We start from the raw sequence: 19943 nt of genomic DNA, 5'->3' as shown, positions 1-19943 counted from the left end.
GAGCAGCCGTGGCGGGGGAGCGGCGGAGGGTCACAGGTGCGGATACGACGGGCGGGTGCGGCCGTGGTGACGGCGGTACTGTGCGCCGCGCTCGGCGCGTGCGCGGGTTCCGGGCGTCCCGCCGCGGCCCCCACGGCGCCGCCGAAGCCCACGGCCACCGCCTCCCCGGCCCCCCTCGTCACCGGTCCCTACGTCGCGCTCGGCGACTCCTACACCGCAGGCCCCGGCATCCCTGAGCCGACCGGCACGCCCACCGGCTGCGCCCGGTCCAGCCAGTCCTACCCGGCCCTGCTCGCCGCGCGGCTGCGCCTCGCGCCGTCCGCCTTCCGGGACGTCAGTTGCAGCGGCGCGCAGGTCGCCGAGCTGACCCGGCGCCAGGTCACCGCGGACGGGGTGAACCCCGCCCAGCTCTCGGCGCTGACCCCGGCCACCCGGCTGGTCACCCTCGGCATCGGCGGCAACGACATCGGCTTCGCGGACCTGGTCGGCCGCTGTGTGACCGCCGGTCTGCTGCGGAAGACGCCCTGCCGCGAGCAGCTGACCGCCGGGGGCGAGGACAGCGTCGAGGCGCGGATCACGGCGGCGGGGGAGCACCTGGCCGGCGTCCTGGCCGAGATCCACCGGCGCGCCCCCCGTGCCCGGCTGCTGGTGGTCGGCTACCCGGACATCCTGCCCGCCGACGGTGCCTCCTGCGCCGCCTCGCTGGCCATCTCGGCCGGCGACGTGGCCTATCTGCGCACCAAGGAGCAGCACCTCAACGCGATGCTGCGGCAACGCTCCCGTGCGGCGGGGGCCGGCTTCGTCGACACCTGGACGCCCTCCCTGGGCCACGACGCCTGCGCGCCCGCCGCGACCCGCTGGATCGAGCCCCTCCTGCCGACCGCACCCGCCGGCTCCATGCACCCCAACGCCCGCGGCGAGGCCGGCATGGCGGCCGCGGTACTGGCGATCCTGGGAGAGCGGTCGTCCTGACCGGGCCGGCAGGAGCGTCCTTGACCGCTGTGGATCACACAGAAATTTCACAGGGAGCCCAGCGCCCGTGGTGACGGCCGCTCAGCAGCGGCTTTACGTGGGGGTAACCGGGGTGTGACGGCCTTCCTCTGAAAATCCTCAGAATGCTGGTTGACGCGTCAGATGACGCACTGCTTGTCTGGACCCGCAAGGCACACCCCACCTTGTGGTGACAAATCCACCCTCCCTGGTTCCGGCATGCCCGAGCTGTGCGCGCTTGTTTGGCATGCCCACGCCACGCGAAAGGATCCCAACCCCCATGCGTCAGGCCTCCATACCCCGCAAGCAGCTCGCGGCCGCCGGCTTCGCCGTCGCCGCGCTGGTCGGCGGGGGAATCACCATCGCCCCGTCGGCGTCCGCGAGTTCCGTGGCGCCGCAGGCCGCCGCCCGGCACCACGTGCACACCAGGCACCTGTGCGCCGCCCCCAAGCACGTGCGGCAGATGTCCTGCCTCGCCGAGGTACGCACCGACGTGGCGCAGCCGCACGCCTTCGCCGCGCACGCCGTGACCGCCGCCGCCACCCCCTCCGGCTACGGTCCGGGCGACCTGCTCAGCGCCTACAACCTGCCCGCGAACGGCGGCGCCGGAGCCACGATCGCCATCGTGGACGCGCAGGACGACCCGAACGCCGAGTCCGACCTGGCCACCTACCGTGCCCAGTACGGTCTTCCGGCCTGCACCACGGACAACGGCTGCTTCCAGAAGGCCGACCAGGGCGGCGGCACCAACTATCCCAGCGCGGACTCGGGCTGGGCCGGCGAGATCTCCCTCGACCTCGACATGGTCTCGGCGGTCGCGCCGAACGCGCACATCATCCTGGTGGAGGCGAACTCGGCGAACATGAGCGACCTCGGTACCGCCGTCAACGAGGCCGTCTCGCTCGGCGCCACCGAGGTCTCCAACAGCTACGGCGGCTCCGAGGACTCCAGCGACCTGTCCGCCGACGACAGCTACTTCAACCACCCGGGCGTGGCCATCACCGTCTCCGCCGGTGACTCGGCCTACGGCGCGGAGTACCCGGCCGCCTCGCAGTACGTGACCTCGGTCGGCGGCACCTCGCTGACCAGGGACTCCAGCAGCCGTGGCTGGAGCGAGAGCGTCTGGTCCACCTCCAGCACCGAGGGCACGGGCTCCGGCTGCTCGGCCTACGACCCCAAGCCGAGCTGGCAGACCGACACCGGCTGCGCCAAGCGCACCATCGCCGACGTCTCCGCCGTCGCCGACCCGGCCACCGGCGTCGCGGTCTACGACAGCTACGGTGCCTCGGGCTGGCAGGTCTACGGCGGCACCAGCGCCGCGTCCCCGATCATCGCGGCGGTCTACGCCGACGCGGGCGCCCCGGGCAGCGGCGACTACCCCGCCCAGTACCCCTACCTGCACACCGACGCCCTCAACGACGTCACCTCCGGCAGCAACGGCAGCTGCGACCCGTCCTACCTCTGCACCGCCGGTACCGGCTACGACGGCCCCACGGGCCTCGGCACCCCGAACGGCCTGACGGCCTTCACCGCGGGCTGACCCCCCTCGGTCCTCGGTGAACCCCGGGGCGGACGACCGCGGCCCCACCCGCGGCCGTCCGCCCCGACGGCATGTCAGCGCCCTGGCCGCTCGTCCCGCGGCTCGATCAGGTGCGGCGGGCCGGCCAGCAGCGTGCCGAGCGGCGTGCGGGCGTGCAGCACCTCGCGGCCGTCGCGGACCGAGCTCACCAGCCCGGCCGCGCGCAGGGCGGTGGCGTGCACCGAGGCCGAACCGATGCTGATGCCGAGGCCGCGGGCCACCGCGCTGGTGCTGAGCGGCTCCCCGAGCAGGCGCAGGGCCCGGGCGCGGGTCGCGCCCAGCACCGGGGCGAGGGTGTCCCCGTCCGGCGTCGCCGGGACGACGGGGATCCCGGGGCCCGCCGGGTGGACGAACAGGACCGGCCGCCCGGGGAGGTCCGCGACCAGCGGTACGGCGGTCCAGTGGAAGGTCGGCAGCAGGATCACGCCCCGGCCCTCGGCGCGCACCTCCCGGTGGTAGGTGGCCGGGCACTCCCACACCCCGTCCTGGAACCGTGATCCCGGCACGAGCGTGAGCAGCGCGGCGGCGACGCCGTGTTCCGCCGCGGTGAGCGCGTAGCGGGCGAACTCGGCGCGGTGGCGGGCGGTGGTCGTCGACCAGCCGGACGCGAGGACCGTCCGGTAGGCGTCGTCCAAGGCCCGGCAGAGCAGGCGCCAGGCCCGCTCGTCCCCGTCGACGAGCCCGCGCACCCACGGCGCGGGCGTGCCCCCGCGATCCGCGTGGACCCGCTCCACGCCGGACCGGACGAGGTCCGGCGGCGTGGCCCGCAGCTCCGCCAGCCCCTCGTCCAGCCCGGTGCTGACCGGATCCAGGAACGGCGGGCCGAGGTCGCCGGAGACGAGGTCCCACAGCGGACGGGTGGTCACGGGCAGGTCCCGCCGCAGGGCACGCCGCCACCGTCCGAACAGGGCGTCACCGTCGTTCCGCCGCAGCATCATCAGCGAGAGCTTCAGTTCGACCAGGGGCGCGGGCTGCGGCGCGAAGCGCACCCGGGCCAGGTCGTCCGCGGTCAGATGGAGTCTCAGCACCGCCCGCCACCGTTCGCTCGGTCCGGCTCGCCCGCTTGGTCCGGTTCGTTCGGCTCCGTTTCGGCGCCGTCCAAAACTATCGCCGCCCGGGCGGCGGCCGCGCCAGTCTCGGGACATGCCCACCAAGCCGTGCTCTCTTGCCTGTTGCGCGCTCGCGCTGTGCGCACTGCTGCTGTGCGGGTGCGCCGGGAGGACCGCGGGCCCCGCGCCCGGGGTCGCCAGGCCGCTGCCCTGCGGCGCGGTACCGTCGGGCGCCGCGACGGTGCGAGCGCTCACCGTGCGGACGGCCGACGGGGTGCGGCTCGCGGCGCTGGAGGCCGGGACCGGCCGGCGAGGCGTGCTGCTGGTCCCGGAGTCGGGTGGCCGGGGCAAGTGCGGCTGGCTCCAGTACGCCGAGGTGCTGGCGGCGTCGGGTTACCGGGTGCTGTTCTTCGACGACCGGTGCCAGGGCGGGAGCGACTGTCCGGCCTCGTCCGGCGCCGTCGACCCCGACGCCGACCCCGACGCCGACACGGCCGCCGCGCTGACGGCGCTGCGGCGCGACGGCGCCACCCGGGAGGTGCTGCTCGGGGCGTCCGCAGGCGGCGCCGAGGCCCTCGCCTTCGCCGCGCGTCCCTTCCCGGGGCTGCGGGCCGTCGCCGCGCTCTCCCCGGACGAGTTGGACCGCCCCCTGCGCGTCGCCGCCGCTGTTCGCCTGCCCGTCCTGCTGGCCGTGGCCCAGGACGACCCCTACGTCACCGTCCCCGCCCTGCGGCACCTGCTCGCGGTGCTCGGCACCCCGGCCCGGCTCCGCTCGCTGACGGTCCTGCCGCCCGGCTCCGGCCACGGCTGGGACCTCCTCGCCGACCCGGCACCGTCCTCGTTGCGAACTGCGCTCGCCGCCTTCCTCACCAGGAGCCTCGGATGACTCGTCGTGCACGTGCCCGTTCGGTCGTCGCCTCCGCCCTGCTTCTCGCCCTCTGCGCCGCGTGCGCCGCGGGCGGCGCGTCGCCAGGAGCCGGTTCCGCGCCCACAGTGACCGTCCTGTCCGCTCCTGCCACGGCAGCCGCGCTCGACGGATGCGTCACGGCCGACGCGTTCGGGCCGGGGGTGCCGATCGCGACGCTCGTCGTGCACGGCCCGTCGGCCGCCCTGCCCGTGGCGGTGCTCGGACGCGGGCGGCGCACCGTGGTGATGTCGAACCAGAGCGACCGTGTGCTGTGCGCGTGGCTGCCGTTGGCCCGGCGGCTGACGGGGGAGGGCTACCGGGTGCTGCTCTGGGACTACGCGGGGGCGCCGCCCGCCGACGAACTGCGGGCGGTGGTGGCGGCGGCCCGCGCCGGGGGCGCGGGTCCGGTGGTGCTGCTGGGCGCGTCCAAGGGGGCGAAGACGTCCATCGTCGCGGCGGCGGGAACCGGCCCGGCCGTCGCCGGGGTGGTCTCCCTCTCCGCCGAGGAGACGCTGCTGCCGGACGTCGCCGTGGCGCAGTACGTTCCCCGGCTGCCCTGTCCGTTGCTGCTGCTCACCGCGGCGGACGACGCCTACGGTTCGGCGGCGGCCGCCCAGCGGTTCGACGCCGTCGCGAGGCCCGGCACGGCGCGGGTGCTCACCTTGCCCGGGACCGCCCACGGCGTGGACCTGCTCACCGGTCCCACCGCCGCCGCCTCGCTGACGGCGGTGGACGGCTTCCTGCGGCGTACGCTCGGACCCGCTTGACGTGAACCTCGTCGCCACCCCGGTGGCCGCCGTCAACGGCGTCCTCGCCCACGCGCTGCGCGGCTCCGTCCCCGGCCTCGCGCGGGCCGGGCGGTGGCGCGACCTGCCGACGCGGCTGCTGTGGCGGGCCGGTGCGGCGGCCCTGGTGTCGCAGGCGGCCTGGTGGACCTCGATCCTCATCGGGACGCTGACGAGCTGACGAGCTGAGCGGATTAGCCCGCGTCGGCGTCCCCGAACAGCGACTCCGCCGCCGGGCTGCGCAGGTACAGCACGCTGCGGCCCACCCGGGTGGCCGTGGCCAGGCGCGCCGCCTGGAGGGCCTTGAGGTGATGGGAGACCGTCGGGGCCGGCATGCCCGTGCGCGCCGCCAGTTCCGTCGTCGAGTGCGGGGTGTCCAACGCGGCGAGCAGCGCCGCGCGGGAACGGCCGAAGACGCGGACCAGTCCGTCGGGCGCGGCGGGCGGCCCGGACTCCCACAGGCAGCCGACGCCGCGCGCCGGGTACGTCAGGCCCGGTTGCCGTGGCGGGTTGGTCTGGGAGAAGCACTCGGGCCAGACGAACACCGACGGGATCACCACCAGCCCGAGCCCGGCCTCCAGGCTGCGGTCGTGGTGGTAGGTGCGGTGCGCCACGTGCAGCCGCCCGTTCTCCCAGCTCACCATCGGGTGCAGGTCGGAGAAGAGGCCGGCGGCGCCGTCCGTCGCCATCAGCCGGGCACGGCGCAGGATCTCAGCGTCCAACAGCCGCCGCATCCGTGGCCAGTGCGGTGTGACGGCGACCTCCGCGTAGGCGCGGATCTCGTCGGCCAGCCGGGGCAGGCCGGACGCCGGCTCGCGGTGGAGCTCCTCGACCAGCGGCGGCAACGGGTGGCCGAGGCGGCCCAGATCGGTGCGCAACGCCGCGGGAGGCAGGGACCGCAGGGCGGCGAGTTCGTCCTCGAGGCTCGGGCTGCCCGTCTCCGGGACGGGGGTGAGGAAGTCGGGGATGTACGAGGACGGCACCCGGACCAGGGCCGAGAGCAGTTCGAAGCGGACCTGCCGCTCCGTCAGCAGCGCCTGGGTGCGCCGTGCCCACGGCAGGTGCACCGGCCGCGACCCCGGGTCCTTCAGGGCGCGCAGGCTCGACACGGTCTCGCCCAGCGGCGTGTAGGCGAACCGGACCCGGGCCAGGTCGCGGGCCGAGAAGTCGAGGGTGAGCACCGCGTCCCCCTCGCGAAGCCGGCGGCCGACCGGTGGTGGATTCGACCGGCATGGAATCTCTGGGCACGGACCCTAGCGGCCCGAAGACTCGTGGGCGAATCTGACCACGTCCGCCGAAAGGCCCTGCCAGCATGTCCACTCTGATCACCGGGAACACCGGCACCATCGGCTCGCTGCGCGACAGGCTCGGTCTGCCGTCGACGTCGGGCAACCGACGGCTCCTGGGCGCCGCCACCGTCGACAGCCTCGGCACCGGCCTCGTCCTCACCTTTGTGGTGGTGTACTTCGGTGCGACCACCACGCTCCCGCTCATCGCCGTCGGCGCGGCGCTGACGCTGGCTCGCCTGGTCGCCTCGCCCACGGCGGTCGTGGTCGGTCCGCTCGTCGACCGGTTCGGGCCGCGGCGGGTGGCGCTCGCCGGGAACGCGGTCTCCGCGGTCGCGTATGCGGGTTTCCTGGTCAGCGACCGGTTCTGGGAGATCGTGGTGGTCGCCTGGCTCGCCCAGATCGGGGCCGTCGGCTACTGGACCTCCAGCACCGGGCTCGTCGCCCTGGCCGCGCCGGCCGAGGAGCGGCCCCGCTGGTTCGCGCTGCTGCACACGCTGCGCAACGCCGGACTGGCGGCGGGCGGCGCGCTCGGCGCGTTCGCCGTGGGCACGGGCGGGGTGACCGGCCTGCGTGCGGTGGTGCTGGTCAACGCCGTCAGCTACGCCGTGGCCGCGCTGCTGCTCGCCTTCTGGCGGCCGGGCCTCGGAGGACCGGCCGAGGGCGCCCGCCCGTCGGCTCCGGCGCCGACCACGAACGGGAGCGCCGGCGGTGGCTACGGGACCGTGCTGCGGGACCGCCGGTACATGCTGCTGGTCCTGGTCAACCTCGCCTTCGTCTTCCCCTCCCTCGTCCTGCCGCTGCTGCTGGCCGTGTTCGTGACGCGGGGTCTGCACGGCCCGGCCTGGATCGCGGGGGTGCTGCTGGTCGCGAACGGGGCCCAGGTCGTGTTGACGCAGACGGCTGTCGCCGCGTGGCTGGGCCGGCTCCGGCCCACCCGCGTGGTGGGCTGGGGCGCGCTGCTCTACGGCGCGGCGTGCGGGGTCTTCGCCGTGCTGCCGTCCGTCCCCGGGTGGGCGGTGGTCGTGGGACTGGTGTGCGCGACCGGGCTCTACAACCTGGCCGAGACGGTGGCGACGCCGTTCCGGGAGGAGCTGAGCGTCGCACTCGCGCCCGCGCACCTGCGCGGTCGGTACCTGGCGGTGTACCAGCTGTCCTGGACGGCCGGCCAGACGGCGGCCCCGGCGCTTTTCACGCTGCTGCTGGCACAAGGAGTTTCGCTGCCGTGGCTGTTCCTGGTCCTGCTGTGCGGCCTGGCGGTCCTGCTGCTGGCCGTCCTCGATCGCGGGCTCTCGGCCAAGCGGAGTTGAACGCGTTCAAAAACAGGTCCATGATGGGGCGCATGAGCCAAGAGGAGCGCCTGCGGCGCGCACGGGTGTGGATCGTCCTGTTCATGGCCGGACTGGTGCTGGCCGGGCTGACCGCCTTTCCGCTCGTCAGCGAGTCGGGCTGGCTGGTGTGGTGGGCGAGCGACCGCGGCTCCCCGCTCGCGGGCCTCGCCGGCCACTTCCCGTCCGTCGTCGAGTGGGCCAGGAGCGTCCACGCGGGTCTGGTCGCCACCGGGCGCGACTACCCGTTCCTCGCCTACGGCACCGACTGGCTGGCCTTCGCCCACCTGGTCATCGCGGTGGCCTTCGTCGGACCGCTGCGCGAGCCCGTCCGCAACGTCTGGGTGCTGGAGTTCGGCCTGATCGCCTGCGCCGGGATCATCCCGCTCGCCGCGGTCTGCGGACCGCTGCGCGGGCTGCCGCTGTGGTGGCTGCCGATCGACATGTCCTTCGGCGTCCTGGGCGCCGTGCCGCTCTGGCTGGCACGGCGCCACATCAAGGCGGTCGAGCGGGAACAGCCGGCCCAGGGCGCCGCCGCCCCGGACGCGCCGGCGGACCCGGCCGTCGTCAGTGGCCTGTGAGGGGATTGGGCAGTGTCCCGGCGAACAGCAGGGCACCGGCCGGATCGGTCAGGTCCACCATCTGCCGGTTGTTCCGCAGTTGCAGCCGGTTCAGGCAGGAGAGCGCGAACCGCTCGGAGAAGAGATCCAGCGCGGCGAACCGGTCGGCCAGTTCGGGGTGGGCCGCCTCGTAGTCGCGCAGCACGCGGGCCACCACGGCCCAGAAGGCGTCCTGGTGCAGGATGCCGCCCGCGTGCAGCTCCGCCGAGAGAAAGCGGAGGAAGCAGTCGAAGACGTCGGTGTGCACGGAGAGCCCCCACAGCTCCGGGGGCACCTCCGCGCGGATCCGTGCCACCTGCGGCGGCAGCGCGGTGGCCGGGTCCAGCACGGCGATCTCCTCGGCTATGTCCTTGAAGAGGACGCGCAGCGGCGCGCCGTCCGCGTCCAGGACGAGGATGACGTTCTCGCCGTGCGGCATGAAGGTGAGCCCGTACGCGCACAGCCCGTGCACCACGGGCGTGAGGTAGGCGGTGAGGTAGCGGCGCACCCACTCCTCGGGGGCCAGCCCCGAGGAGGCGATCAGGGCCCCGGCGAGCGGGGCGCCGTCGCGGTCGGTGTGGAGCAGCGCCGCCATGGTCGCGACGCGCTCACCCTCGCCCAGCAGCGGCACGGGGCTCTCCCGCCACAGCGCGGCGAGCTGCTTCTGCTGCGCGCTGCCCTTGGGGTAGCGCGGGTGGCGGTAGCCCACGGCCGCGTGCTCGCGCAGGATCGCGAAGCCGCAGCCGGCCAGCGTGGCGTCGGCGGCCACGAGGTCGGCCAGCCAGTCGTTCACGGCCGGCGTGTGCTCCATGTAGTCGGCCGAGAGCCCGCGGGTGAAGCCCATGTTGAGGACGGACAGCGCTGTCTTCACGTACGGGCGGTCGGGCGCGGCGGAGTTGAAGAAGGTGCGGATCGACTGCTGCGCCAGGCGGCTGTCGCGGCCCTCGTCCTGCTCGTGGTCCAGCAGCACGATCCGGCCGCGGGCGATCTCGTCGGCGTAGGAGACTGCCAGCCGGTGCTGCCACTGCCACGGGTGGACGGGGATGGCGACGTAACCCGCGAGCGCGGCGGGCAGCTGCGGCGCGCCGAGCTCCTCGGGGTCCACGCCGCGCCCGAACGACCGCACGGCGTGGTCGGGATGGACGGCCACCCAGAGCAGCCGCACCGGGGCGCCCGCCTCCGGCGCGTAGCGCAGGTGGTCGACGGCGTCGAAGCCGAGCCGGCCGCTGTTGGCGACGAAACAGGGGTGGCCCTCGGTCATGGCCGCCTCGATCGACTGGAAGTCCGAGGCGGCCAGCTCCGCCGCGCCCTCAGCGGGCAGGGAGAGCTTGAACGCGGTGGCGGCGAGGGTGCCGGTGATCTCCTCCAGGTACAGCGGCAGTACCTCGTCCGAGATCCCGAGGCTGCGCCGCAGCTCCAGCACCAGCTCGGCCGCGTCCAACGGCAGTTCGACGCGGTCCGAGGCACGCAGGCGCAGGATGCTCCCGGCTTCGATCCGCCAGTGGTCCAGCGCCAGCACCTCGGCGCGGAACCGGTAGCCCACCGTGTCGTCGTCGCTGCCGACGCCGAACCAGCCGCCGCTCCCGGGCAGCGGCACGGGCGTGATCAGACGCTCGTGCGCGAACTCCGCCAGCGCCTTGCGGACCAGCTGGCGGTTGGCCCGCGCCCACAGCTCCGGCGTCAGATGGGCCAGCGGCTCCCGTTCCCGCTCCCCGCCGGCCGCCCGGAACTGCTCGCGGGTGCAGGTGCTGAGCAGCGCCCGCTTGCCGCTCGCGGGCAGTGTCACCGCGCGCACCGGCCGGAAGCCGACGGCGGCGTTGACCCGGTGCACCGCCCGGTTGCGCACGTCGGGCTCGACCACGACCCGCCGTGCGGCCGGGTCGGCGAAGAGGTGCCGCAGCACGGCCGCGAGCGCGGCGCGGGTGAATCCGGGGACGGGCCGGGCGGTCGGCGCGGTGAGGAAGTGCAGGCCGACGTCGCCGGCGAGGGCCCGGTGCACGGTGTTCAGCTCGGTGTCGGCGGGGTCGTAGCGCTCCATCAGCACGGCGGGCCGGCCGCGGTAGCAGCCGATCCAGGCGTCCAGTGGCGCGTAGGCGTCGCGGACGGCGGTGACGGTGGCGTCCTGCATCAGCCAGAACACCGCCTTGGGGTGGGTCACCCACCCGTGCAGCAGGGCGGCGTCGGCCTCCGGGTCGACGCGGCGGAAGGTGAAGTCGTCGGCGACGGCCGTGGTGGTGCTGGTGGTGCTCATGCGGCGGAGAACTCCTGGAAGGCGATGCGGCGCTCGATCGGGTAGACCTCGCGGCCGGTGAGGGTGCGAAGCAGCACGGAGTTGCGGTAGGCGCCCATGCCGAGGTCGGGGTCGGAGAGGCTGTGGGTGTGCAGCGCGGCGTTCTGCACGAGGATCTCGCCGCGCCCGGCCGCGTCCACGGACCAGTCGCGCCGTACCGCCAGCCGTCCCCGCTCGTCGCGGGCGATCCGGTCGCTGATCCCGGCCAGGAAGCCGGGCTCGCGGTAGCGGTAGCCGGTCGCCAGCACGAGCCCGTCCGTGCGCAGCGTGTGCGTCACGTCCTGCTCACGCTGGTGCAGGGTCAGTTCGTAGGCGCCTGCCGGGCCGTCGTAGCGGGCGGCGGTCAGCGCGGTGTTGGTCAGCAGCCGGGTCCGCACCGGACCCCGCAGGGACTTGACGTAGAGCAGCTCGTGGACGGCGTTCACGGTGTCCGCGCTGATGCCCTTGTAGAGGGCCTTCTGCGCCTCGCCGAGCCGGTCGCGGACGGGGGAGGGCAGCGCGTGGAAGTAGTCCACGTACTCCGGTGAGGTCAGCTCCAGCGTCAGCTTGGTGTACTCCAGCGGGTAGAAGCGCGGCGAGCGGGTGGCCCAGACCAGCTCGTAGTCGTAGCGGTCGATGTCGCCGAGCAGGTCGAGGTAGATCTCCGCGGCGCTCTGGCCGCTGCCGACGACGGTGATCCGCTCGCGCTTGCGCAGCTCCTCGGCGTGGTCCAGGTAGCGGGAGCTGTGCAGCGCCGGTCCGCCCACCCCGTCGAGGGCGGCGGGCAGGTGCGGGGGCGTCCCGGTGCCGAGGACGAGCCGCCGCGCGCGGTGGCTCTCGCCGTTGGCGCAGCGGACGAGGTAGCTGCCGTCGCCCGGGTCGTGCTCGACGGCGGTCACCTCCCGTCCGAACCGCACCGAGCCGAGACGGGACGCGGCCCAGCGGCAGTAGTCGACGTACTCGCTGCGCAGCGGGAAGAAGTTCTCGCGGATGTAGAAGGAGTAGAGCCGTCCCTGCTGCTTGAGGTAGTTCAGGAAGGAGAACGGCGAGGCCGGGTCGGCGAGGGTGACCAGGTCGGCCAGGAACGGCGTCTGAAGGCCGGCCTGCTCCAGCATCATGCCCGGGTGCCAGTCGAACTCCGGCTTGCGCTCCAGGAAGACGCCGTCGATGTCGGCCAGCGGCGCGCTGAGGCAGGCGAGGCCCAGGTTGAACGGGCCGAGGCCGATGGCGACGAAGTCGTGGGTCCTGCTGTCCGTCATGGGTGTGGTCCTCTTCCGGCTCAGGCGGCCTGATCGGCGGCGAGGTAGGCGGTGGCGTGGGCGTCCAGCAGATCCAGCACGGCGGCGAGGTCGTGGGTGGTGGTGGCCGGGTTGAGCAGGGTGAACTTCAGGTGGTGCCGCCCGTCCACGACGGTCCCGGCGACCACGGCGGCTCCGCTCGCCGCGAGGGCCTCGCGGGCGTGCAGGTTGGCGGCGTCGACCGAGGCGGCGTCGACGGAAGAGACGCCGAGGTCGGTGCGCGGGGTCCAGCGGAAGACGAGGGTGCTCAGCTCCGGCTCGGTCACGACGCGGAAGCGCGGGTCGCGGGCCAGCAGCGCGTACCCCTCGGCCGCCCGGTCCAGCACGCTGTCGAAGAGCGCGCCGACCCCGTCCGCGCCCATCACCCGCAGGGTGAGCCAGAGCTTCAGTGCGTCGAAGCGACGCGTGGTCTGGAGGCTCTTGTCGACCTGGTTGGGGATGCCGCGTTCGGCCATCCGCCGGGGGTTGAGGTAGTCGGCGTGGTGCCCGCCGTGCCGCAGGGCGCGTCCGTCGCGGACCAGGACGGCGCTGGAACTGACGGGCTGGAAGAAGGACTTGTGGAAGTCGACGGTCACCGAGTCGGCCCGCTCGACCCCGGCCAGCAGGTGGCGGCGGGTCGGCGAGGCCAGCAGGCCGCAGCCGTAGGCCGCGTCGACGTGCAGCCACACGCCGTGGCGGGCGCAGACCGCCGCGATCGCGGGCAGCGGATCGATGCTGCCGAAGTCGGTGGTCCCGGCCGTGGCGACCACGGCCATCGGCAGCTCGCCGGCCCGGCGGCACCGCTCCAGTGCGCGCTCCAGGGCCCGCGGGTCCATCCGGCGGCGCTCGTCGGTCGCGACGGGCCGTGCGGCCCGCGCGCCGAGCCCGAGCAGGTGCGCCGACTTCTCGACGCTGAAGTGTGCCGCCTCGGACGCGAGCACCCGCAGCCGCGGCAGGTCCCCCGCGAGCGCCTCGTCGCGCGCCAGCAGCAGCGCGTGCAGGTTCGACTGCGTGCCGCCGCTGGTGAAGACCCCGTCCGCCAGCGGGCCGAGACCGAGGCGGCCCGCCGTCCAGTCGATGAGCCGCCGTTCGACGAGCGTGCCGCCCGCGCTCTGGTCCCAGGTGTCGAGGGAGGAGTTGACGGCGCTCAGGATCGTCTCGCCGAGCAGGGCGGGCAGGACGACCGGGCAGTTGAGATGGGCGAGGTAGCGGGGGTGGTGGAACCAGACCGCGTCGCGGAGGTAGAGCCGCGCGAGCTCCTCCAGCGCGGCGTCGGCGTCCGCGAGCGGCCGGTCGAGATCGACGGCGTCGACCCGGGCGGCGAGTGCCTGCGGGGTGACACCGGTGAACGGGCCCGGGGCGGCGCGGACATGGCGGGCGACCAGGTCGGCGCCGCTGCTGACCAGGTGCCGGTAGGCGTCGGTGGAGCGGGAGTCGAAGAGCTGAGCCTGTGGGTGCTGCGGCATGGGAACCTCTCTCTACGTGTGCAGGGGACCGCTATGCGGCCAGGAGTTCGTCCTCGCTCGCGCCTCTGCGCCAGTAGCCGGTGAAGGTGATCCGCGCTCGGTCGAACCCGCGCTCGCGCAGCAGATGCCTGCGCAGGTCCCGCACGCACCCCGCCTCACCGGCCAGCCAGGCGTAGGGCGTCCCCGCCGGCAGGCGGTCCGCCGAGAGCACCGCGCCCGGCAGGCCGCCCCGGGCGACCCAGCGCACGTCCACATCCGTGCTTTGCGACGCCAGCTCCTGGCGGTCCCGTTCGAACGGCACCTCGATCCACGCCCGCACCGGCAGCTCGGGCCGCTCGGCACCCAGCCACGCCACGATGCCCGCGACGGCGGGGAGCGCGGTCAGATCCGCGGTCAGCAGCACCCACCGGGTGCCCTGCGGCAGGCGGAAGTCGACGCCCGCGTTGTCCGCGTCCGTGGGGCCGAGCGCCAGCGCCCGATCGCCGGGAGCGGCGGACGCGGCCCAGCGGCCGGCCGGTCCGGTGCCGTCGTGCAGGGCGAAGTCCACGGCGAGCTCACCGGGACGCTGGGCGCGCACGGTGTAGGAGCGCATCACCGCTCGCCGCTCCGGGTCCAGTTGCCGCCATTCGGCGTACCAGTCGGGGCCGGCCCAGGTCGGGACGAGCGGCTGCGCCTCCCCCTCCCGGGGCAGGAACAGCTTGAACCGCTGGTCCCGTCCGCCTGAGCGGAACCGGTCGACGTCCGGGCCGCCGAAGACGATCCGGCGCATGGACGGCCCGAGGGTCTGCGCGCGCAGCACCCGCAGGTCGAGGAAGTCCCATCCGGAGGACGTCGCGGCCATCAGGCGACCTTCTTCGCTCGGTCGAGCGCACCGGCGAGCTGTTCGACCAGCGGCGCGCAGCCCGTGTAGGAGAAGCGCACCTCGCTCAGCCAGGGCACGACCTGCCCGGCCTTGACGGCCGGCAACTGCTGCCAGGTCGGCTTGCCGGTGAGGTCCTTCGGCTGGAGGGCGGAGCTGCGGCTGTCGAGCAGGATCAGGTCCGCGCCGTACTTGTCGGCGTTCTCCCAGCTCAGCGACTCGAAGAAGCCGCCCTGGACCTTGCCCGGGGTGATCAGCTCGACGCCCAGGCTGCGGTAGTAGGACAGGTCCGGGTAGACGGTCGGATCGGAGACGTAGAGCAGGTCGGCGCTGGCGGAGGCCGCCAGCACCCGCAGCCCGCCGCGTGCCTTCGCGGTGCGGCGCAGCGTCTCGGCGGCCTGCTGGAAGCGCTGCTTGGCGGAGACGACGGACGCGGCGGTGAGGTCCGCGCCCAGCAGCCCGGCCAACTGCTCGTGGCGGCGCAGTGGTTCGGGCAGCTGCACCTTGGCGATGCTGAGCCCGGCGGTGGGGGCCAAGGCGGCGATCTTGTCCTTGCTCGCGTCGGGGACGTACCAGAGCTGGCCGGGCAGCCACATGCCGGTGACCAGCAGTTGCGGGCGCAGTGCGGCGTACTTCTCCAGGTCGAACTCGCCCCAGGCGTTGCCGAGGACGGTCACCTTGGAGAGGTCGAGCCGGCCGGCCATCGGATCGGCCTTGCCGTTCGCGAGTCGGGTCGGCCCGAAGACGCCGACGACGCGGTCGGCCGCGCCGAAGTCGTGGAGCGCGGCGGCCGTGCCGGTGTAGGCGACGACGCGGGTCGGGGTCCGGGGGAGGGAGACGGCGGTGCCCCGGTCGTCGGTGAACCGCCACGGTCCGGCGGAGGCGCCGCCGGACGCCTGGGCGTCGCCGCTGCGGGCCCCGGAGCGGGAGCCGGAGCCGGAACCGCAGGCGGCGAGGAGCGCGCCGAGACCGGCGGCACCGCCGGCGGCGAGCAGGGTACGGCGGGAAGGCTGAACGGGCATGGCGCTGAACGCTTTCTGAGGAGAAGGCGGAGGCAGGGGAGAGGACCGGCCCCAGGGGCTCAAGGTCAACTTAGGGTAGCCTAACCTAAGTTTCCGGCAGGGTGTCCAGTCCCTGCTCCACCGACCTTCCGGAGGCCCTCCGCCCATGACCGCGCTGACCGCAGGCCCACCCCCGCTCGGCCTCCGAGCCCTTCGGCTGCCACTCGCCACCGGCACCCTGCTGCTCGCAGTCCTCGTCCTCTCCCTCGCGCTCGGCGCCAAGCCGCTCTCCCCGGGCGCCGTCTGGCAGGGCCTCACCGATCCGGCCGCCCCGGGCTACGACGTCGTGCACGGCATGCGGTTGCCGCGCACGCTGCTCGGGCTGCTCGCCGGGGCCGCGCTCGGCCTCGCCGGGGGCGTGATGCGGGCCCTGACGCGCAATCCGCTCGCCGATCCCGGGCTGCTCGGCGTCAATGCGGGCGCCTCGGCCGCCGTCGTCACCGCCTCGGCGTTCCTCGGGCTCTCGGGATTCGGTGGGGCCGTCTGGTTCGCCTTCGCCGGAGCCGCCGTCGTCGCCGTCCTGGTGCACGCCGTCGGCGGCGGGCGCGCGGCCACGCCCACGCGCCTGGTCCTCGCCGGGACCGCCGTCAACGCCGCGCTGTACTCCTACGTCAGCGCGGTCGAACTGCTCGACACCGACGCGCTCGACCGCATGCGCTTCTGGACCGTCGGCTCGCTCGCCTCCGCCCGGTCGGGCACGGTCGTGGCGATGGCGCCGTTCGTCCTGGCCGGTCTGGCGCTGGCCCTCGTCCTCGCCCGGCCGCTCGGCGCGCTGGCGCTCGGCGAGGACTCCGCCCGGGCGCTGGGCGCCCGGCTGCCGGTGACCCGCGCCGCCGCGACCGTCGCGGTCACCCTGCTGTGCGGCGCCGCGACGGCGGCCTGCGGGCCGCTGGTCTTCGTCGGCCTGCTCACCCCGCACCTGGTCGCCCGGCTCACCGGACCCGATCCGCGCCGCCAACTGCCCTACTGCGCCCTGTTCGGTCCCGTCCTGCTGCTCGGCGCCGACGTCCTCGGCCGTCTGGTCGCCCGGCCGGGGGAGTTGCCGGTGGGTGTCGTGACCGCGGTCGCCGGCGGCGTGCTGCTGCTGGTACTGGTCTGCCGCAGGGGAGGCGCGGCATGAGCGCCGACGTGTCGCCAGTGGCCGATCCGGGCGCGCCCGAGGCGGCGGCCCGCGAGGCCGGCCGCGCGGCTCGTCCGCGTTGGCGGGCGGCCGCGGAGCGCGCCGCCCGGCGCGCACGGCTGGTGACGCTCGCGCTCCTGCTCGCGGCCCCCGCCGTCGCCGTCCTCGCGCTCGCCGGGGCGGGGGATCTGACGATCAGCCCGGCGGAGGTGGTGCGAGCCCTGGTCGACCCCGGGTCGGCCGCCGCTGACCCGGCGGCGCACTTCGTGGTCTGGGACCTGCGCCTGCCGAGGGTCGCCACCGGGCTGCTCGCGGGCGCGGCCCTGGCGCTGTCCGGTGCGGTGTTCCAGGCACTGCTGCGCAATCCGCTCGGCAGCCCGGACATCCTCGGCTTCACCCAGGGCGCCGCGGCCGGCGCCCTCACCGTGATCGTGCTGCTCGGCGGCGGCGGCGCCGCGGCCGCGGCGGTCCCGGTCGGCGCGGTCCTCGGCGCGCTGGCCGCCGGGGGAGCCGTGCTGCTGCTGGCCCGGGGCGGGCGCCAGCAGTTGGTGCTGGTCGGCATCGCGCTCGGCGCGGTGCTGACAGGCGTCAACGGCTACCTGCTGACCCGCGGCCGGCTGGCCGACGCCGCCCGCGCGGTGCTCTGGCTCACCGGCAGCCTGGACGGCAGCGACTGGCCCGCCGCGGGCACGGTCGCTCTCGTGTTCGCGCTGCTCGGCCCGCTCGTCGTGCTCGGCCACGGCCGCGCCCTGCGCCTGCTCGAACTCGGCGACGACGCGGCGACCGCGCTCGGTGTGCCGGTCGCCCGCACCCGACGGGTGCTGCTGCTCTGCGCGCTGCTGCTCGCGGCCGCGGCGGCCGCCGCCGTCGGGCCGGTGGCGTTCGTCGCGCTGACGGCCCCGCAGCTGGCCCGCCGGCTGACCCGCGCGCCCGGCCCGAACCTGCTGCCGTCGGCGGCCATGGGTGCGCTGCTGCTCGTCCTCGCGGACTGGGCGGCGCAGCGGGCGATACCGGGCCACCAGCTGCCGGTCGGTGTGGTGACCGGCCTGCTGGGTGGTGGCTACCTGGTCCGCCTGCTGGTCAAGGAGCGCCGCTCGACGACGGTGTGACGCGCGGCGGACGGTGCGGGGGCGGCGGCGCGGGTGTCGTCGCGGCGGCGGGTCAGGCCGCTGCGGCAGCGCCGCCGTGGCGGGCGGCGGGGACGACGAGCGGGGTGCCGGTCTCCGGGTCGGGGACGACCCGGCACTCCACCTCGAACACCGCCGCCACCAGCTCGGCGCTGAGCACCTCGCGCGGCGGCCCGGCCGAGACCAGGCTGCCCGCGCGCAGCACCACCAGATGGTCGGCGTAGCGGGCGGCCTGGCCGAGGTCGTGCAGGACCATGACCACCGTCCGGTCCGACTCCCGCTGCAACCGCGTCACCAGGTCAAGCACGTCGAGCTGGTGGCGCAGGTCCAGGAAGGTGGTCGGCTCGTCCAGGAGCAGCAGCTCCGTCTCCTGCGCCAGCGTCAGCGCGATCCACGCGCGCTGGCGCTGACCGCCGCTGAGCCGGTCCACCGGCTGGTCCCGCAGCTCCGCCGTCCCGGTCCGGGCGAGTGCCCGCTCGACGGCCTCCTGGTCGGCGGCGCTCCATGCGCCGAACAGCCCCTGATGAGGGTGCCGTCCGAGCCGCACCAGCCCCTCCACCGTGATCCCCTCCGGCGCCACGGGCTGCTGCGGCAGCAGCCCGAGCCGCCGCGCCACCTCGCGCGAGGGCAGGCGGTGCAGGTCGCCGCCGTCCAGCAGCACGGCCCCGGCCGCGGGCCGCAGCAACCGCGCCAGCCCGCGCAGCAGCGTCGACTTGCCGCACCCGTTGGGCCCGACGATCGCGGTCACGGCGCCGCGAGGCAGGGCGAGGTCGAGATCGGAGACGATCGCGGCGCGGCCGCGGTCGTAGGAGAGATGGAGGGAGCGGGTCTCTAGCATGCAATTAACTTAGGGTTGCCTAACCTAACTATGTCAAGCCGTCCCTGGCACGGCTCCGGCGAGGGCCCGGGCATCCGGACGCTGCGGTGTGCGTCGGCAGCAGGCCTGCCTGTTCGTGCGGAAGCCGGTGCCCGAGACCGGGCCCGTTACCGGCCGGTAGCGCTAGAGTGCTGGGCATGGTCTCTGAGCGAGCAGCGGAACGTGCCTACGACGTGGTCCTCTTCGGGGCGACCGGCTTCACCGGCGGGCTGACCGCCGAGTACCTCGCCGCCCATGCGCCGGAGGGCTGTCGCTGGGCCGTCGCCGGGCGCAACCGCGCCAAGCTGGAGGCGGTGCGGGAGCGGCTCGGACTGCCCGAGCTGCCGGTGCTCGTCGCCGACAGTGCGGATGCCGCCGCACTCGGCGAGGTGGCGCGGTCCGCGCGGGTCGTCATCTCCACCGTCGGTCCCTACCAGAAGTACGGCGAGCCGCTCGTCGCCGCCTGCGCCGAGGCCGGCACGGACTACGTCGACCTCACCGGGGAGCCGGAGTTCGTCGACGCCATGTACACCCGGTACCACCCCCGGGCCGTGGCCAGCGGCGCCCGCCTGCTGCACGCCTGCGGCTTCGACTCCGTGCCGCACGACCTCGGCGTGCTCTACACCGTCGGCGAACTGGCCCGCGCCGCGGGCCGGGAGGAGCTGGACGGCCCCGTCACCGTCGAGGGCTACGTCCGTGCCGCCGCCACCTTCTCGGGCGGCACCTTCGCCTCCGCGCTCACCGCCTTCTCCCGGCCTGTCCAGACCGGCCGCGCGGCGAAGGCGCGGCGCGCGGTGGAGGAGCGGCCGGTCGGCCGGAAGGTGCACGGTGTCATGGTGGGCCCACGCTGGTCCAAGGACGCCCGGGCCTGGGTCGTGCCGATGCCGGCGATCGACCAGCAGGTCATCCTGCGCAGCGCGGCGGCCCTGCCGCAGTACGGGCCGGACTTCCGCTACGGCCACTACGCCGCCGTCAAGCGTCTCCCGATCGCCGTGGCGGGCATCCTCGGCGTGACCGGGATCGCCCTCGGCGCCCAGATCCCGCCGCTCCGCCGCGGGCTGGAGGGCCTGCGCCCCTCCGGTGCGGGTCCGGACGCCGAGCAGCGCGCCCGCAGCTGGTTCACCGTCAGGTTCAGCGGCGTCGCGGGCGACCGCCGGATCTGGACCGAGGTCTCCGGTGGTGACCCGGGCTACGGCGAGACCGCCAAGATGCTGGCCGAGACCGCCCTCTGCCTCGCCTACGACGACCTGCCCAAGACGGCGGGTCAGCAGACCACGGCCGCCGCCTGCGGCACGGCGCTGATCGACCGTCTGCGCGCGGCGGGCATCACCTTCCGCACCCTCGGCGCCCGCCCCTCGGAGGCCCCGGGCCGCTACGTCGGCTGA

General features: G+C 74.8%; 18 protein-coding genes and 1 pseudogene. 10 read left to right on the top strand and 9 right to left on the bottom strand.

Annotation, left to right across the window (positions count from 1 at the left end):
- The first annotated feature begins 36 nt into the window (after positions 1–36).
- Positions 37–972, top strand: coding sequence for an SGNH/GDSL hydrolase family protein (locus ABH931_RS12655; RefSeq protein WP_370112491.1), 936 nt, complete (start codon positions 37–39; stop codon positions 970–972).
- Between the two features lie 298 nt (positions 973–1270).
- Positions 1271–2530: a peptidase S8 gene (locus ABH931_RS12650; RefSeq protein WP_370112490.1), complete on the top strand. Its 1260-nt coding sequence runs from the start codon at positions 1271–1273 to the stop codon at positions 2528–2530.
- 74 nt (positions 2531–2604) lie between these two features.
- Here the strand turns inward: ABH931_RS12650 and ABH931_RS12645 are convergent, their stop codons facing one another.
- Complete coding sequence (locus ABH931_RS12645) at positions 2605–3597, bottom strand: ArsR/SmtB family transcription factor (RefSeq protein WP_370112489.1); 993 nt, start codon at positions 3595–3597, stop codon at positions 2605–2607.
- A 115-nt stretch (positions 3598–3712) separates the two neighbouring features.
- On the opposite strand from ABH931_RS12645, the gene ABH931_RS12640 reads away from it, so the two are divergent.
- The 3 genes from ABH931_RS12640 to ABH931_RS12630 are packed head-to-tail and all read left to right on the top strand — an operon-like array spanning position 3713 to position 5491.
- The gene (locus tag ABH931_RS12640; RefSeq protein ID WP_370112488.1) at positions 3713–4504 is read left to right on the top strand and encodes an alpha/beta hydrolase; all 792 of its coding nucleotides are present in this window, start codon (positions 3713–3715) and stop codon (positions 4502–4504) included.
- Positions 4501–5292, top strand: a complete 792-nt coding sequence (locus ABH931_RS12635; RefSeq protein ID WP_370112487.1) for a hypothetical protein — start codon at positions 4501–4503, stop codon at positions 5290–5292. Before ABH931_RS12640 ends, ABH931_RS12635 begins: the two co-directional genes overlap by 4 nt.
- 1 nt (position 5293) lies before the next feature.
- Positions 5294–5491: a hypothetical protein gene (locus ABH931_RS12630; protein WP_370112486.1), complete on the top strand. Its 198-nt coding sequence runs from the start codon at positions 5294–5296 to the stop codon at positions 5489–5491.
- A 13-nt stretch (positions 5492–5504) separates the two neighbouring features.
- On the opposite strand, the gene ABH931_RS12625 is transcribed toward ABH931_RS12630, so the two are convergent.
- Entirely contained in the window at positions 5505–6491 is a 987-nt protein-coding gene (locus ABH931_RS12625; protein WP_370112485.1) for a DUF5937 family protein, read from the bottom strand.
- 131 nt (positions 6492–6622) lie between these two features.
- On the opposite strand from ABH931_RS12625, the gene ABH931_RS12620 reads away from it, so the two are divergent.
- The gene (locus ABH931_RS12620) at positions 6623–7906 is read left to right on the top strand and encodes an MFS transporter (RefSeq protein WP_370112484.1); all 1284 of its coding nucleotides are present in this window, start codon (positions 6623–6625) and stop codon (positions 7904–7906) included.
- A gap of 32 nt (positions 7907–7938) precedes the next feature.
- Complete coding sequence (locus ABH931_RS12615) at positions 7939–8505, top strand: hypothetical protein (RefSeq protein WP_370112483.1); 567 nt, start codon at positions 7939–7941, stop codon at positions 8503–8505.
- Here ABH931_RS12615 and ABH931_RS12610 read toward each other — a convergent pair.
- From ABH931_RS12610 to ABH931_RS12585, 6 genes and pseudogenes are all read right to left on the bottom strand, one after another.
- A complete protein-coding gene (locus tag ABH931_RS12610; protein WP_370112606.1) occupies positions 8492–10279 on the bottom strand; it encodes an IucA/IucC family siderophore biosynthesis protein in 1788 nt (595 codons plus the stop codon). The genes ABH931_RS12615 and ABH931_RS12610 overlap by 14 nt on opposite strands.
- Before the next feature lie 36 nt (positions 10280–10315).
- Positions 10316–10774 (bottom strand): annotated as a pseudogene (locus tag ABH931_RS12605) (GNAT family N-acetyltransferase); the annotation flags it as partial.
- Positions 10771–12051, bottom strand: coding sequence for a lysine N(6)-hydroxylase/L-ornithine N(5)-oxygenase family protein (locus tag ABH931_RS12600; RefSeq protein WP_370112482.1), 1281 nt, complete (start codon positions 12049–12051; stop codon positions 10771–10773). The gene ABH931_RS12600 and the pseudogene ABH931_RS12605, both read right to left, overlap by 4 nt.
- Positions 12052–12071: 20 nt before the next feature.
- Positions 12072–13535, bottom strand: a complete 1464-nt coding sequence (locus ABH931_RS12595) for an aspartate aminotransferase family protein (protein WP_370112481.1) — start codon at positions 13533–13535, stop codon at positions 12072–12074.
- 31 nt (positions 13536–13566) lie between these two features.
- Entirely contained in the window at positions 13567–14376 is an 810-nt protein-coding gene (locus ABH931_RS12590) for a siderophore-interacting protein (RefSeq protein WP_370112480.1), read from the bottom strand.
- Positions 14376–15416, bottom strand: coding sequence for an ABC transporter substrate-binding protein (locus tag ABH931_RS12585; protein ID WP_370112479.1), 1041 nt, complete (start codon positions 15414–15416; stop codon positions 14376–14378). Before ABH931_RS12585 ends, ABH931_RS12590 begins: the two co-directional genes overlap by 1 nt.
- A gap of 145 nt (positions 15417–15561) precedes the next feature.
- Between ABH931_RS12585 and ABH931_RS12580 the strand changes: the two genes are divergently transcribed.
- Complete coding sequence (locus ABH931_RS12580; RefSeq protein ID WP_370112478.1) at positions 15562–16575, top strand: FecCD family ABC transporter permease; 1014 nt, start codon at positions 15562–15564, stop codon at positions 16573–16575.
- Positions 16572–17684: a FecCD family ABC transporter permease gene (locus ABH931_RS12575; RefSeq protein ID WP_370112477.1), complete on the top strand. Its 1113-nt coding sequence runs from the start codon at positions 16572–16574 to the stop codon at positions 17682–17684. Before ABH931_RS12580 ends, ABH931_RS12575 begins: the two co-directional genes overlap by 4 nt.
- A gap of 52 nt (positions 17685–17736) precedes the next feature.
- On the opposite strand, the gene ABH931_RS12570 is transcribed toward ABH931_RS12575, so the two are convergent.
- Positions 17737–18540, bottom strand: coding sequence for an ABC transporter ATP-binding protein (locus tag ABH931_RS12570; protein WP_370112476.1), 804 nt, complete (start codon positions 18538–18540; stop codon positions 17737–17739).
- A 176-nt stretch (positions 18541–18716) separates the two neighbouring features.
- On the opposite strand from ABH931_RS12570, the gene ABH931_RS12565 reads away from it, so the two are divergent.
- Positions 18717–19943 (top strand): trans-acting enoyl reductase family protein, encoded by a 1227-nt coding sequence (locus ABH931_RS12565; RefSeq protein WP_370112475.1) that lies wholly within the window; start codon positions 18717–18719, stop codon positions 19941–19943.

This window comes from Streptacidiphilus sp. MAP12-33 (assembly GCF_041261265.1).
GTDB lineage: Bacteria > Actinomycetota > Actinomycetes > Streptomycetales > Streptomycetaceae > Streptacidiphilus.
The sequence above is the reverse complement of the archived record's forward strand: the minus strand, read 5'-3'. Positions and strand labels throughout refer to the sequence as shown.